This is a genomic window from Microbacterium sp. NPDC077184 (assembly GCF_040687055.1).
Lineage (GTDB): Bacteria > Actinomycetota > Actinomycetes > Actinomycetales > Microbacteriaceae > Microbacterium.
In genome coordinates this window covers 13,488-27,704 of sequence record NZ_JBFBMM010000008.1, presented here as the reverse complement: position 1 = coordinate 27,704, position 14,217 = coordinate 13,488, and the positions used below count along the sequence as shown (strand labels likewise).

Sequence of the window (14,217 nt, the reverse complement as noted above, 5' to 3'; positions counted from 1 at the left end):
CTCTCACGGGCGGGCGGCCTTCGGGTCGTCCGCCCGTGGCAGTTCCCGCATGACTTTCTTCTCCAGCGTCTCCATCGCCTCGTCCGACACCGCGATCAAGCCGTCCAGCTCCTCGCGCACGCGGCGGTAGGCGCTCTGCCGCTCGGCGGGGGTGGCGGCCTCGTCCACGGCGATGTTCAGCAGCCGCTGCGCGGTCGCGAGGCGCTTGCGCTCGGCATCCGTGAACTCCGAATCCCGCAGACGGCGGGCGTCGCGCTCGGCGAGGTCGAAGGCGACCTCGAACTCGGTCACCGCCTCGCGGTACTCGCGGAGCTCTTCGGCGCTGATGCGGGCGTCGAGCCCGTCGGGCCGCAGATGGTCGGCCCGGCGCTTCGCACGGAGGAACGCGGCGGTCAGCGGCTGGCGCCCGTCGCTCATCGCGGGATAGGCGATCATCTTCGCGACGTCCAGCTCGTAGTCCAGCCACCGTGCCGTGATGTCGTCGTGCGTCGCGAACAGTCGCTCGAGGGTGGTCGGCCGCTTCTCGCCGGACGTGCCCTCGGACTCGTTCGTGTTCTTCTTCTCCGGCTTCGCCGCGAGCGGCGGCAGGATCACGCCGGTCTCGGCGGCACGCAGCTCGGCGCGGGCGCGGATGAGTTCGAGCTTCTGCTTGTGACGACGCCGGGATGCCGCCTGCAGAGCGTTCCACGCGCCGGCACCGACGCCGAACAGCGGGAACGCCAGCCACCAGAAGTTGCCGAGGAAGTCGAAGAGGGGTTCCACGATCTCCTCACTGGTCCTCGGTCGGCGTGTGGCGCGAGGGCACGGGCCAGGTGGGCTGCGCCCTCGTGGGCTGCGCGGCCGCGGGCGGTGTGACGGCGGGCGGCGGGCTGTTCCAGCGGAGCCCCGCGACACCGCGTCGCGCGGTGTCCTGCGCGTCGCGCTCGGCCACGTCGAAGGCGGCCTCCATCGCACCGACGGCATCGCGGTACTCCACGAACTGCACCGCGGTCATCTTGGCGCGCGCGCTTGCGGGACGCAGGCGCTGCGCCTCGTGCTGCGCCCGCAGGAAGGCATGCGTCGACGGATGCCGCGCATCGAGCATCTGGGGGAAGGACAGCGCGGCCCCGGCATCCGTCTCGTACATGAGCCAGCGCGCGGCGACCGCGTCGTGACGGGCGAGGAGCTGCTCCAGCGGAAGCGGGGCGCTCCGCCCGCTCTGCGCGAAACGCACCTGCACCGCCTTCAGCCGGTCGCGGCTCGCGCGCAGGTGCATCGCCGCCGCCCGCTCCGCGGCCTTGGCAGCCTGGATCGCGCGGCGCTCCTCGGGTGGGGTGGCGGCGAACGGCACACCCCCGCGCGCGGCCTTGGCGCTCAGCGCGTCCGCCCGTGCGGCCCGTACGTCGGCACGCGCGGACTGCAGGGCCTGGTAGGCGCGGTACTGGTCGTGGCGGGCGGCGTCGAGTTCGAGACGCCGCGCGCGTCGACGCGGCATCGTGACGGCACCGTAGCCGACCGCACCGAGGCCCGCGGCCGTCGGAGCGATCCACCACCACGTGCCGAGGAAGAACAGGACCGGCTCCACGGTGACATGCTAGTCGCGACCGGCGGGAGCCGCCGGGGACTCGGGGTCAGCGCTCAGCCGAACAGCAGCGCGAACACCGTCGCCCCACCGCCGACGAGCAGCAGGGAGACGATCGCGACCCACGCCACGACCTTGATCCGCTTCTGCCGAGTGTCGGCGAAGCCCGCGTATTCGTCGTCGTCCTGAGCCATGGCGACAGTTTAGGACTCGGCGATCACGGCGCCGAACGCCGCGGGGAGCGTGGCCGAAGAGACCGAGCGCAGCTCCGCGACCGGGACGGTGAACTGCCCCTGGACCTCGAGCTCGGCGGTCTCGGCGACGTCGGTCACGCCGATGCGCAGGACAGGGTATCCCCGACCCTCGCACAGGCCCCGGAACTTCACGTCGTCTTCACGGGGGACGCTGACGATCACGCGGCCCGTGGATTCCGAGAAGAGCGCCGTGGCGGCATCCACCCCGTCGCGCTCGATGATCTCGTCGAGCCAGACGCGGGCGCCGACGCCGAAGCGCGTGACGGCCTCGGCGAGGGCCTGGCCGAGGCCACCGCTCGAGAGGTCATGGGCGCTGGAGATCAGGCCCTGGAGCGAGGCGGCGTGCACGAGCTCGGCGAGGCGCTTCTCGGTGCCGAGGTCGACCGCCGGCGGGCGACCGCCGAGGTGGTCGTGGATCGTCGCCGCCCACTGCGAGCCGCTGAGCTCGTTCGAGGTGACGCCGAGGAGGTAGATGTTCTCGCCGGCATCCTGCCAGCCCGACGGGATGCGGCGGGCGACGTCGTCGATGATGCCGAGGACGCCGACGACCGGGGTCGGGAAGATCGGGGTGTCGCCGGTCTGGTTGTAGAAGCTGACGTTGCCGCCGGTGACCGGGACGCCGATCTCGAGGCATCCGTCGGCGAGGCCCTCCACGGCGCGCGAGAACTGCCACATGACCTCGGGGTTCTCGGGGGAGCCGAAGTTCAGGCAGTCGGTGACCGCGGTCGGGACGGCGCCGGTGACGGCGACGTTCCGGTACGCCTCGGCGAGAGCCAGCTGCGCGCCCTGGTACGGGTCGAGCTGGCAGTAGCGGCCGTTGCAGTCGGTGGCGATGGCGAAGCCGAGGCCGGACTCCTCGTCGACGCGGATCATGCCCGCGTCATCGGGGAAGCTGAGGGCGGTGTTGCCGAGGACGTAGTAGTCGTACTGGTTGGTGATCCACGACGTGTCGGCGAGGTTCGGGCTCGCCACGAGCTTCAGGAACTGCTCGCGGAGCTCGTCCGGGTCGCTCGGACGCTGGAGAGCGGATGCCGAGTCCTCGCGCAGCGCGTCGATCCACGTCGGGTAGGCGACGGGGCGCTCGTAGACGGGGCCGTCCACCGCGACGGTGGCGGGGTCGACGTCGACGATCTTCTCGCCGTGCCAGTAGATCTCCAGGCGTCCGTCCCCGGTCACCTCGCCGAGGACGCTGGTCTCGACATCCCACTTCCCGACGACCTCGAGGAACGCATCGAGCTTCTCGGGGGCGACGATCGCCATCATGCGCTCCTGGCTCTCGCTCATGAGGATCTCCTCGGGTGTGAGCGAGGGGTCGCGGAGGAGCACCTTCTCGAGGTCGACGCGCATGCCGCTGCCGCCGTTGGCGGCCAGCTCGCTCGTCGCGCACGAGATGCCGGCCGCGCCGAGGTCCTGGATCGCCTCGACGAGGTCGTCACGGTAGAGCTCGAGGCAGCACTCGATGAGCACCTTCTCGGCGAAGGGGTCGCCGACCTGGACGGCCGGGCGCTTGGTGGGCCCGCCCTCGGAGAAGGTGTCGGAGGCGAGGATGGATGCCCCGCCGATGCCGTCGCCGCCGGTGCGCGCACCGAACAGGACGACCTGGTTGCCGGCACCGGTGGCGTTGGCGAGCTTGATGTCCTCGTGGCGCATGACGCCGACCGCGAGGGCGTTGACGAGCGGGTTGCCCTGGTAGACCGCGTCGAACACGGTCTCGCCGCCGATGTTCGGCAGTCCCAGGCAGTTGCCGTAGAACGAGATGCCGCTGGTGACGCCGTGCACGACGCGGGCGGTGTCGGGGTCGTCGATCGCACCGAAGCGCAGCTGATCCATGACCGCCACCGGACGGGCACCCATCGAGATGATGTCGCGGACGATGCCGCCGACGCCGGTCGCGGCGCCCTGGAACGGCTCGATGTAGCTCGGGTGGTTGTGCGACTCGACCTTGAAGGTCACGGCCCAGCCCTCGCCGATGTCGACGACGCCGGCGTTCTGGCCCATGCCGACCATGAGCCGTTCCTTCATCTCGTCCGAGACCTTCTGGCCGAACTGGCGCAGGTAGATCTTGCTGGACTTGTAGGAGCAGTGCTCGCTCCACATGACGGAGTACATCGCCAGCTCGCCCGAGGTGGGGCGGCGGCCGAGGATCTCGCGGATGCGGTCGTACTCGTCGGGCTTCAGTCCGAGGGCGCCGTAGGGCTGCTCCTTCTCGGGCGTCGCAGCGGCATTGTCGACGGTGTCGGCGGCGGGGCGCGCGGGCGTCGAGGGGGTGAGGGTGGTCATGCGGCTGAGCTCCAGGAATCGCGGGCGCCGGACGCGATCAGTCTAGTTGGGCCCCGACATCGCCCGCGAGCAGCCATGGGCGGTGCGCGAGGCTTCTCGGCGAGGAGCCACTAGCGTGAGGGCGGGTGCCTCCGGCGGCCGCGTCCGGGCGGCTGTCCGCGCACGAAGGAGAACCGCATGTCCGTAGGTCTGCTCGCCGTCGTCGACGACATCCTCACCGCGGCGTTGAAGGCGAGCGCGAAGACGGCCGGTGTCGTCATCGACGACGCGGCCGTGACGCCGCAGTACGTCCAGGGCATCACGCCCGCGCGGGAACTCCCGGTCGTGTGGAAGATCGCGCTCGGAAGCCTCGTCAACAAGTTCGTCATCATCATCCCGATCGCGCTGCTGCTCACGGCGTTCGCGCCCTGGGTGCTGCCCTTCCTCCTGATCATCGGCGGCGGATTCCTCTGCTTCGAGGGCGCGGAGAAGGTGCTCGAGTGGTTCGGTGCGCACCACGAGAGCGCGGACGACGAGCCGCGCGACGAGAAGAAGCTCGTCTTCGGCGCGATCCGCACCGACCTCATCCTCAGTACCGAGATCATGCTGATCGCCCTGTCGAACCTCGACCCGGGCTTCGGTCTGGGCATGACCCTCGCCGCGCTCTCGGTGATCGGGCTCGGCATGACGGCGCTCGTGTACGGCGCGGTCGCTCTGCTGGTGAAGATCGACGACATCGGTCTCCGGTTCATGAAGAGCCCTTCGCGCCGCGTTCGGCGCGCCGGCGCGCGCGTCGTCGCCTCGATGCCGGCGGTCTTCCGCGTGATCAGCGTGATCGGCACAGTCGCGATGCTCTGGGTGGGCGGTCACCTCGTCATCACGAACCTCGCCGAGACGGTGTGGCAGGGACCGTACGACCTGCTCCACGCCATCACGCACCTCGTCGAGGCCGCGGGGCCCGTGGTCGTGTGGGTGGTCGACACCGCGGTGTCGGCGGTGTTCGGTCTCGTCGCGGGCCTGGTCATCGTCGGCGTCGTGATGGGGGTGAAGCGCCTCCTCCCCGCGCCGCGGAGGGCGAGCGAGCACCGCGCGGTCGATCCGGCGGAATGACACCCGCGACGCACCGCACTGTCGGGAATGCGGCGAGATGACACTGGATGTCATGTCAGGAATGTGTTCGAGCTGTGATCGCGGAGTCTTTGTCGTGACACTTTCCTGCTGATGGTTCCCCTCACCGACCATCCTGATGTGGGTGGTGAAGGGGACCCGCTACCGGAAGAACGTTGGGATGACTGCTTCGATTTTGGTTTCGAGGGTGTCGATGATCGTGGTCGGCCAGCCGAAGTAGGACGTCGTGTACGTGAGAGCGTTGTAGAACGCAGCAATCGCAGCTCGCGCTTCCTGCTCGGTGGGGCCGATCTCGATGTGGAGGTAAGCCACCCTGTGCCCATGTTCTGGATCGCTGAACCAACCGCGGCGCTGACGAGCGGGGTAGAGGGTCGGATGCGTCATGTTGGAGAGAAGGCCGTAGATGCCGGTGGCTTGCTTCGGGGTGATGTTGCCGCCGGCAGCTTCGGTGAGCGCGTACATGTCTTTCACTGAGTCTTCGATCCTCGGGAGCTTCTGACCATGGAGCTCGTACTTTCCCAAGGCCTCCATTGATGTGTTGGGGAACCGCGCGAGCGTTTGGCGCTGAATCTCCTTGTAGACGTCGGCAGCGTGGGCATGGCTCGAGGCTGTTTTGCCATGCATGTACCCGGAGTTCTTCTTGGCCTCCTCTGCGCTCTTCCGCTCCTCGAGGTAGCAGCGAGCGAGACGGTTCTCAGCGTCCTCTCCGTCCTCCCCGAGAACCCATATCGCGTGTGCGCAGTTCTCGATGACCGCGCGGACGAGGAGGGGCGGCGAGAAAGCGATCTCTCCGCTCAGGTAGAGGCTGGCGAGACCCCCGAGGTGACCGCTCGCGGTCAAGAGGAAGCTCTGAACAATCTCGGCAATAAGGCGATGTCCGGTCTCGCCCTGAGGCGATGGAATCTGAGGATCGGGTGAAGGAAGAGCGGCTGCATCTTGGGCGCTGGGGGAGCCAGGCGCCGGCGCCCAATGGTACGCATCCGCGATCTCGTGGAGAGCGTCGCGACACAGCAAGAACACGCCCGCGAGTTCTTCGAGTCGCGCGCTGAGCCCGGGCGAGTTGGACTGCCAATGGGTCATGGGTTGGCCTCGTGTGTCTTCAGGTCAGTGGTGAGGTGTCGTCTACGTTCGAGCCGAGGGTTCTTGCGGACCAGGCGGGCTACGCGCGGGGGAATCATCGACTATGCAGGCGCCCAGGCGCTGAGCTGATCCGTCACCGACGGGGCACCCTTAACGAGCTGGGTGCGCCAGTCGAGTTGGCGGTGATGCTGAAGGAAACCAACGATGACGATCTCATGTACCCCCAGCCGGTCGGCTTGTGTCGACACCCAGCTCTGACGGATCGGTCGTGGAGGGGTGGGGAGGCCACCGGGAATGGCCCACTCGCCGGCGAGTTGGTTAGTTGCATTCTCATCTCCCATCGTGTGTGTTTCACCGTCGTCGATCAGGATGATTCCGCCGGGGCGCACGTCACCGCGGACGAGGTGAGCGAGCTCGTGCAATAGCGTGAACAGGACCTTGTCGAGGCGCTTGCCTCGACCGGAGATCGCTATCACGGGCTGGCCTGCGTCATCGTCTAGGAGGAACGTGGCTCCGTTCATTTTGCTGCCGGGGAAAGCTTCGACGTAGACGAGTCGCACCCCCACCTCGGCGAACAAGCTCGCGAGGTCGGCGAACGCCGAAATGTCTCGAACCCTTCGGGCGAGGCCCTCCGCGAGGTCGGCGACGGCGCCCAGGTCAAGAGGCGCGATGGTGAGGGTGCGTGCCTTTCGGCGGGCAACGGCGAGCCAGGCTTTCTGAGTGGGAGTGAGCGGAACGTCGGGGTTGGCACGTCTGGCGGCGGCCGCGAAAACGGGCTCGTCGTTGATCGATTCGATCTCGAACAGGTCTCGAATTTCGGCTTCGAGCTCTTCGAGACTGTTTCCGGTGATGTAGCCACGTTTACGAAGCACGGCTACAGGTGCGAGCCGGTTCAGCTGGGCACGCACCTTCACGCTGTGAAGTTGACTCTGCGTCTCAGTGTCTTGCGCTTGACGAGACAGCAGGTAATGGTTTTGTAGGTTCAACCAATACTCAGCCGTTGTGCCGAGAGCGGCCGCGAACTGTGCGGCTGACTCACGCGTGATCTCTTTCTTCGCGGAGACGATTTCGGAGACGAACTGTGTGGGGCGGCCGAGTATCTCCGCGAACTCTGCCTGGGACCAATGCCGCTCCTCAAGCTCCTCCGCGAGGATCTCTCCGGGTGGAACCTGGTCGGCAAGGTGCTTATCCATACTGCTCCTCCTCAGTAATGTTCGACGGCTTCGATTACGGCGGCAGGGGTGCCGCTGGTGTCTGGATAGGAGACGCGCAGCCGATGCTCATCGTCGATCCGAAGCGTCGCGCCCAAGACGCCTCGCGTTGTCGAAGGCCGTGCGCGAAGACTCATCAGCGCCTCTAGATCCCCCGGCCCGGTCGCTGCGGAGATCATCTGAAGGACTCGCCGATAGCGGCGAAGGAGCACCGCAGACCAACCGTCTGCGACGTACTCGGACTCATACGCGCGGCGCTCCAACTCCCCGTCCTTGAACTGCAGTTGCAACGCGCATTCCGCTCTTCACCCCTGAACTGATACCGCCACGATAGCCGACGTCTGTGTGGATGGCGGGACGCATCATCTCGCGCCTCCATGTTACACTAAGTACATCACCCAAGGGGTGATGGCATGAAGACAACTAAAATCCCAAGAAGGAGTGTCGCATGACGACGCAGCCGAGCCTCGCGGATGCGAGCAACAAGAAGAACCCGAAGATGACGATCACGATCGACTCAAAGCGGTACCAGGTGCGGGACGACGACTGGGAGGCACGTGCGCTGCTCCTCCTGGCAGGCCTCGATCCGGCCGAGTACGACTTGGCTCAGATCAAGCGCAACGGCACGCTCAAGCGGTTCAAGGACCGGCAGATCGTCAAGGTCGAGGATGGCGACGAGTTCGAGTCCGTCAAGCAAGACGGACCCGTCGCCTGATGAGCACCGTGGGGCACGGCGTACAAGGCTTCATTGCCGACCTCGCCGAGTGGGGTGCGCCAGCGAAGGTCGTGGAGTCCTGGGTTGTGTTCCCGGTGCGTGCGCCGAGTGGTGTGCTGGAGGGAGAGGTGTTCGAGAGTGCGGTCGCCGTGAGCGAGCTGAGCTCGTGGCCGCTGATCCCGCCTCACTGGGTTCATTTTCCTTCGTCGGTGACGCTCCCGCAGGTGCACGCCGATCAGTCAGACACGCAGCCGGGGTGGACGCGACACTCGCGACAGATCGAGCGATGGGAGCAGGTGACTGAACCGGGCCGCGCCTGGCTCGGTCACGCCCGCGCCACCCTGGCCGGGGCATCATGACGGGCGAGCGGCGATACTCGGTCGCGATGCCGGCCGCGGTCGCCGAGATCCTCACGGCGCATCTGGACCGAGAGGACGGCCAGGAGGATGTGGTCCTCGCCACGTACGCACCTTCGACGGGACGGGAACGAACCTCGGCGCTCCTGCGTCGCGTGTTTCTCCCGCAACCGGGCGAAAGGCACGTATACGGGAACGCATCCTTCACCGCCGACTACGTGATGCGCGTCACAGAGGAAGCTGCGGCTGCAGGTGAGGGCCTGGTTTTGCTGCACTCCCACCCTCGGGGGACGACGTGGCAGTCGATGAGCACGACGGACCGAACGACCGAGTCGGGGTACGCCGGACTCGGCACTGCGGCGACCCGGCTCCCAGTGATCGGGATGACCTGGGGAGGCGCTGGGCAGGTGTGGTCGGCACGGTTCTGGTTCGCGCGGACGAGCGTGGTTGATGCGGATTCGGTGCGAGTGGTCGGGGCGACGTTCGCTTCCTCGTTCAATCCGGCTCTTGTCCCAACGCCGGAGGCAACGTCGGCGCAGGTCCGGACGGTGAGCGCCTGGGGCTCGGCTGTACAGGCGGATCTCGCCCGAATCCGAGTGCTGGTGGTCGGGACAGGCAGTGTTGGCCTGGACGTCGCACAGCGACTCGTGGCGTCCGGGATCCGCACCGTCGGCGTGATGGATTTTGACGCCGTGGAACACCGAAACCTCGATCGGATGATCGGAGCCCGCCGCCGAGATGCCCGTGACCAGGTCGCGAAGGTTGAAGTCGCGGCCCGGCTCCTCCGGGCGCAGGCCACCGCAGCCCATCCGGACATCCGCCGGCACGAGATGTCGATCTGTGGCCCGGACGGGCTGCGCGTCGCGCTGGATTACGACATCGTCTTCTCCTGCGTGGACAGACCGTGGCCGCGAGCGGTGCTCAACCAGATCGCCTACGCGGACCTCATTCCGGTCATCGACGGCGGCATCAACATCGAGGTCGCCGACGACGACACTTTCAACCGGGCAACTGCTCGCGCGCACACCCTGGTCCCCGGCGAGCCATGCATGGCCTGCACGCGTCAGCTGAAACCAGCACGGGTGGCGCTGGATCGCGAGGGGCTGCTCGATAACGCTGAGTACGTTCGCCGGTCCGAAATCGACTTGGAACGCGCTGGACAGAATGTCGCGACGCTCTCCGCGATGGTGAGCGCGCTGCTTCTAGCTCAGTTCGTGAGCCTGACCGTCGCGCCCGGCGGACGAGGCGTACCAGGTCCGGTCTGCTACCACTACCGCCCGCACGTCCTCGAACATCTCGAAGACGCCTCGGCGCCGTCCTGCCCGTGGGAGACGGCTCTCGCCGTTGGAGACTCACGGATTCCGATTGCGACGGGGCACGCCCACGCCGACGCGATCGTCATGTCGCGGCGCCGCGCCGGACGCACCCTGCGCGGGCGATTCCGCCGGCTACGACGGTGGCTCGCGGAAAGCTCCAGGATCTGAAGCATCCCGATCGCTGATGGTGTCACATGGCCTATGTCGACCGGGTATCCGAAGCCGCCAGCTAGCGAATCCATTAATCTGACCAACCACATAAGCAAGGAGACACTGCCGTGACGATCCCCGTTGTCCTTCCATCCTTCCGCTGGCCATCGAAGAAGGCGGCATTCGACGCTTTCAGGCTGCTGCACACCGGCGGCCCCTACGCCGCTTACGACCGCATCACCGACCCCTCCCACGATTTGATGCTCCGTGAGGCGCTGGATCTTCACCCCGAGGCTTCCGAGAAGATCGGCGGAGGAGTCGACTACTTCTACGTCGGCTTGACCAGCGACGGCGACAAGTTCAACGTGCGGCCTGACGCAACGGGCATCTGGATTAAACGCGTGGACGGGTCGGAGGTGGACTTCAGCTACCGCACCTGTATCCAAAACCACACCGAGGAATCCGATGCGAAGGAGGGGCTCCGGCTCGCAGTCGAGGACCGCCGACTGTCGTACCGGGACGACCGCATCAAGGCGGGGACGTTCGCGAGCGATGTCTCCGGAATCGTCTTCTCGGACCGCAACGAGGGGCAGGTCATATACGACGAGCCCTCATGGGGCCAGCTGACCTACCGCTTCGCCGAGGCCGAGGGCGGATGGGACCGGATCCTCGTCCACTCCGGGCACGGTGGCATCCTTATCGGCAGCCACCTCATGGACACGGGCGTCCACACGAGATGGCTCGAATTCTACGACCGATACGCAAACCGTCGGCTGGCTACCGCGAGCGAGGCCGCCGCCCGTCCGCGCCCTCGGCAAGACGCGTGGACACCCTGACAACCCGAGCCTGGCATCCGGCCAGATATCGCGAGCCAGCGCGCTCGCGATATCTATGCCACTGCTGTGGCAACAGCACTCTCGTGGAACTGGCGGAGCGTGCCAACGATGACGTCCACGTCGGAGTCCGCGAAGAAAGAAATCTCTCAGGTGCGCGTTCTGGTGCGAGGTGGGGCTCCCCGATGTTCGAGACAGGTTGTTGGTGATGCCCATGCTGAAGCATCCCTCCGACATCATCGCGAGGTCTGAGTGAGAGTTGGTGCAACGGGTCGTTGCACCAACTGTGCGATGAAGGCAGGTGCCTCAGGCTCATCTCGGAGGTGCTCAAGCAGGTCGCGGGGCTCTTGATGTCCGCATAATGGCGGTCTTTCTCCCAGAAGATGTACTCCTGGTCGTCGTCGGTCAGGCCCCATTCGATGCCGATCGACCGCAGCCAGGCGGTCATCAGTCGACAGAGATCGGACAGCACGGCGCTGAGCTCGTCGGTAGTCATGGGCTCGTCCACCGGCTGGAGCCGGTGGAAGGTCAGGCTCCAGGCGTCCCAACTGTCTTCGATGTAGTCGGTCCAGCCCGCGGGCAGGGGGTTGGGGCGGCGGGCCTTACCGTTCTCGTCGAGGCCGAGTTCGGGGGCGCGGTATGCGAAGACGCGGATCAGCCCGTTCGCGGCGTTGAGGGTCCTGTAGGCGGCGTCATCGATATCGGCGCGCCACGTGCGCTTGGCCTCGTTGAGTTCGGCGCGCAGGTGCGCGATCGCGTCAGCGAGGTGGTCGACGTGGTGCAGAGGCGAGGGTGCGTGGGCGGTGGTGTATCGCTCGATCCGGTTGTCGTCGATGTGCGCGGCGAGCGGCCTGCGGCAGGCGGCATCGCTCTTGCTCATGCCCCCGATGTCTTGGTAGGCATCGGCGTCCTCGCCGCGCAGGCGCAACGCGGCATGCCCGGCCTCATGTCGGCTCAGGTGCTCGGCTGCGGCGATGACGTGCGCGACGAGCGCCTCAACAGACTCGACGTCCTTGCGCGTCGCGAACAGGACGTTCGCGGAGACCACGATGTCGAATGTACCGTCCTCGTGCGGGAGCGTGATCGCCCCGGCATGCCCGGCGCCACGGTCCGTGGTGTAGGGGTTGTCGTCGGCGCGGTCGGTGACCCGATTCACCGTCGCGACCATGTCGCCGGTGAGTGTCAACCGCCAGAGCGACGTGTCTGGGAGCAGCTCGACGATCCCGGTCACCAGGGTCTGCAGCAGACCCTGCTGCTCGATCATGAACGACAGCGCGCCGGCCAGCTCCGGGTCTTCGTAGTCCTCGGAGAATCCGTCGAGCGAGATGCTGATCGGTGAAATGGGCGTGTCGGTCATCACCGTCACCATAGACGCCGCCGTTGACATCTCTTCCTCGTCGTGACGGACGTGGCAGCATCAAGAAGCCCATTCGATTGGTCGTCGCCCTCGCCAGTTTGATCGTGGGACCGTCCGCCCTCATCGATAGTGTTTCCGCGTGGGCCACAAAGAACCGATGACGATCGCTACCGCGCTGAAGCTGATCCAGAAGAACGAGTTGATCCTCCCCGCGATCCAGCGTGAGTACGTGTGGAAGCCGTCGCAGGTCATCAAGATCTTCGACTCGGTTCTTCGCGGATACCCGGTCGGCAGCTTCCTGTCTTGGAAGGTCGCGCCGGAAACGGTTGGCGCATTCAAGTTCTACGGGTTCTTGAAGGACTACAGCGGCTACGACAAGAAGCACAACCCGGTGGTCGATATCCCGACCGACCGCGAGGTGATCGCTGTTCTCGACGGTCAGCAGAGGCTCACGTCGCTGAACATCGGACTGCGGGGCACCTACGCTTACCGCAATCCGCGTGCATGGGCGAACAAGGCGTGGTCATTTCCCGAGCGACGGCTTTACCTGAACCTGCTTGGCGAGGCGCCCGAGAACGAGGCTGGCCTCAAGTACCACCTTGCGTTCCTCACGAAGGAGCAGATCACGCAAGGCGCTGAGGACGACACGAAAAAGTGGTTCCCCGTGAGCGACATCTTCGACGCCAGCGAGGCCTACCAGATGGCGCAGATCCCTGTGAAGTACGGCGTTGGCAACGAGGCCAAAGCTGTCGAGATGATCAGCCTGCTGTGGCAGGAGGTCCACCACAACCAGAGCCTGCACTTCTACGAGGAGACTGACCAGGACATCGAGCGCGTTCTAGACATCTTCGTCCGTGTGAACTCGGGAGGCACCGTTCTCTCCTACAGCGATCTGCTGATGTCGATCGCAACTGCACAATGGAAGGAGAAGGATGCTCGCGCGGCCGTCCACGACCTGGTGGATGCGCTGAACACCACCGGTCAGGGGTTCGACTTCTCACAGGACACGGTGCTGAAGTCCGGGCTCGTGCTGGCCGATGTCGGAGATGTCGGCTTCAAGGTGAAGAACTTCACCACTGCCAACATGGCTCGCCTTGAGTCGAGGTGGGATGACATCAGCACCTCGCTGCGCATCGCGGCCGAGCTGCTCGCGGACTTCGGCTTGTCCGGCGGCACGTTGACTGCCGATAGCGTGCTCATCCCGGTCGCGTATTACGTGCATCGCCGAGGGCTCACGCCGTCATACCGCGTCTCCGACAAGAAGGAGGATCGCGAGGATCGCGCCGCGTTGCGCTCGTGGGTGCTGCGTTCGCTGATTGTCCGCGGGGTGTGGGGATCGGGCCTTGACACGCTCTTGCGCGATCTCCGCGAAGTGCTGCGGAGCGACGGCGCGGAGGCATTCCCACTGGCCACGATCGAGCAAGTGATGGCGCGACGGGGAAAGTCGCTCGAAGTGACCGACGCGCTCATCGAAGACATTCTCGGTCTCGCCTACGGCGGCGGACGAACGTGGGCTGTGCTGGCAACTCTCTTCGATCACGTCGACACGCGAATGCAGTATCACGTCGATCACGTATTCCCACAGGCACAACTCGATGCACGTGCGCTGAAGACGGTGAGGTCTCCCGAAGGCGTTCGCCGCTACAGCGATGAGCTTGTGGAGGAGCTTGTCGGCAGGCGAGACCTGCTGCCGAACTTGGAACTGCTGCCGGGCCCAGAGAACATCGGCAAGTCCGACACGGCGCCGGACTCCTGGGTGGTCGAGCACTACCCCGGAGCCGATGAGCACGCGGCATTTGTGAAGGCCAATGCTCTGCCGAGCGTTCTGCCGCACGACGTCGACAGCTTCCTAGACTTCTACGACGCGCGACGCGATCTGCTCATTGCGCGAATCAAGGACAAGCTGCAGACGCAGGTTCGCACGGCGCCGACGTTCGAGTCGCGGCGCTCGACTGACATCGACGCGGAGCTTGGAGAGGGTGACCTCGACGATTGAG

The 14,217-nt window shown here is 66.1% G+C and carries 13 protein-coding genes; 6 read left to right on the top strand and 7 right to left on the bottom strand.

Annotated elements, in window-relative coordinates:
- Positions 1-3 precede the first annotated feature (3 nt).
- Genes AB0O93_RS13730 through purL form a run of 4 tightly spaced genes read right to left on the bottom strand, consistent with a single transcriptional unit; the run spans position 4 to position 4,095 of the window.
- The gene (locus AB0O93_RS13730; RefSeq protein WP_363344276.1) at positions 4-762 is read right to left on the bottom strand and encodes a hypothetical protein; all 759 of its coding nucleotides are present in this window, start codon (positions 760-762) and stop codon (positions 4-6) included.
- Between the two features lie 7 nt (positions 763-769).
- Positions 770-1,564 (bottom strand): hypothetical protein, encoded by a 795-nt coding sequence (locus AB0O93_RS13725; protein WP_363344274.1) that lies wholly within the window; start codon positions 1,562-1,564, stop codon positions 770-772.
- A 53-nt stretch (positions 1,565-1,617) separates the two neighbouring features.
- Complete coding sequence (locus AB0O93_RS13720) at positions 1,618-1,755, bottom strand: hypothetical protein (RefSeq protein WP_353999001.1); 138 nt, start codon at positions 1,753-1,755, stop codon at positions 1,618-1,620.
- A gap of 9 nt (positions 1,756-1,764) precedes the next feature.
- Positions 1,765-4,095, bottom strand: coding sequence for a phosphoribosylformylglycinamidine synthase subunit PurL (purL, locus tag AB0O93_RS13715; protein ID WP_363344272.1), 2,331 nt, complete (start codon positions 4,093-4,095; stop codon positions 1,765-1,767).
- Between the two features lie 177 nt (positions 4,096-4,272).
- Between purL and AB0O93_RS13710 the strand changes: the two genes are divergently transcribed.
- The gene (locus AB0O93_RS13710; protein ID WP_363344270.1) at positions 4,273-5,184 is read left to right on the top strand and encodes a DUF808 domain-containing protein; all 912 of its coding nucleotides are present in this window, start codon (positions 4,273-4,275) and stop codon (positions 5,182-5,184) included.
- 159 nt (positions 5,185-5,343) lie between these two features.
- On the opposite strand, the gene AB0O93_RS13705 is transcribed toward AB0O93_RS13710, so the two are convergent.
- Both AB0O93_RS13705 and AB0O93_RS13700 read right to left on the bottom strand, forming a co-directional pair.
- Positions 5,344-6,282: a hypothetical protein gene (locus tag AB0O93_RS13705; RefSeq protein WP_363344268.1), complete on the bottom strand. Its 939-nt coding sequence runs from the start codon at positions 6,280-6,282 to the stop codon at positions 5,344-5,346.
- Positions 6,283-6,383: 101 nt separating this feature from the next.
- A complete protein-coding gene (locus AB0O93_RS13700) occupies positions 6,384-7,475 on the bottom strand; it encodes a HigA family addiction module antitoxin (protein ID WP_363344266.1) in 1,092 nt (363 codons plus the stop codon).
- Between the two features lie 466 nt (positions 7,476-7,941).
- Between AB0O93_RS13700 and AB0O93_RS13695 the strand changes: the two genes are divergently transcribed.
- The 4 genes from AB0O93_RS13695 to AB0O93_RS13680 all read left to right on the top strand — a co-directional run bounded on the left by AB0O93_RS13695 (position 7,942) and on the right by AB0O93_RS13680 (position 10,866).
- On the top strand, positions 7,942-8,208 hold the full coding sequence (locus tag AB0O93_RS13695) for a hypothetical protein (RefSeq protein ID WP_363344264.1): 267 nt from the start codon (positions 7,942-7,944) through the stop codon (positions 8,206-8,208).
- Positions 8,208-8,567: a hypothetical protein gene (locus AB0O93_RS13690; RefSeq protein WP_363344262.1), complete on the top strand. Its 360-nt coding sequence runs from the start codon at positions 8,208-8,210 to the stop codon at positions 8,565-8,567. The genes AB0O93_RS13695 and AB0O93_RS13690 overlap by 1 nt, the downstream gene beginning before the upstream one ends.
- 26 nt (positions 8,568-8,593) lie before the next feature.
- Complete coding sequence (locus tag AB0O93_RS13685; RefSeq protein ID WP_363344260.1) at positions 8,594-10,048, top strand: ThiF family adenylyltransferase; 1,455 nt, start codon at positions 8,594-8,596, stop codon at positions 10,046-10,048.
- A gap of 110 nt (positions 10,049-10,158) precedes the next feature.
- Positions 10,159-10,866: a DCL family protein gene (locus AB0O93_RS13680; RefSeq protein ID WP_363344258.1), complete on the top strand. Its 708-nt coding sequence runs from the start codon at positions 10,159-10,161 to the stop codon at positions 10,864-10,866.
- Here the strand turns inward: AB0O93_RS13680 and AB0O93_RS13675 are convergent.
- Positions 10,808-12,220 (bottom strand): hypothetical protein, encoded by a 1,413-nt coding sequence (locus tag AB0O93_RS13675; RefSeq protein WP_363344256.1) that lies wholly within the window; start codon positions 12,218-12,220, stop codon positions 10,808-10,810. The two genes, AB0O93_RS13680 and AB0O93_RS13675, sit on opposite strands and share 59 nt — an antisense overlap.
- A 139-nt stretch (positions 12,221-12,359) precedes the next feature.
- Between AB0O93_RS13675 and AB0O93_RS13670 the strand changes: the two genes are divergently transcribed.
- Positions 12,360-14,216, top strand: a complete 1,857-nt coding sequence (locus AB0O93_RS13670) for a DUF262 domain-containing protein (RefSeq protein ID WP_363344254.1) — start codon at positions 12,360-12,362, stop codon at positions 14,214-14,216.
- The last annotated feature ends 1 nt before the right edge of the window (position 14,217 follow it).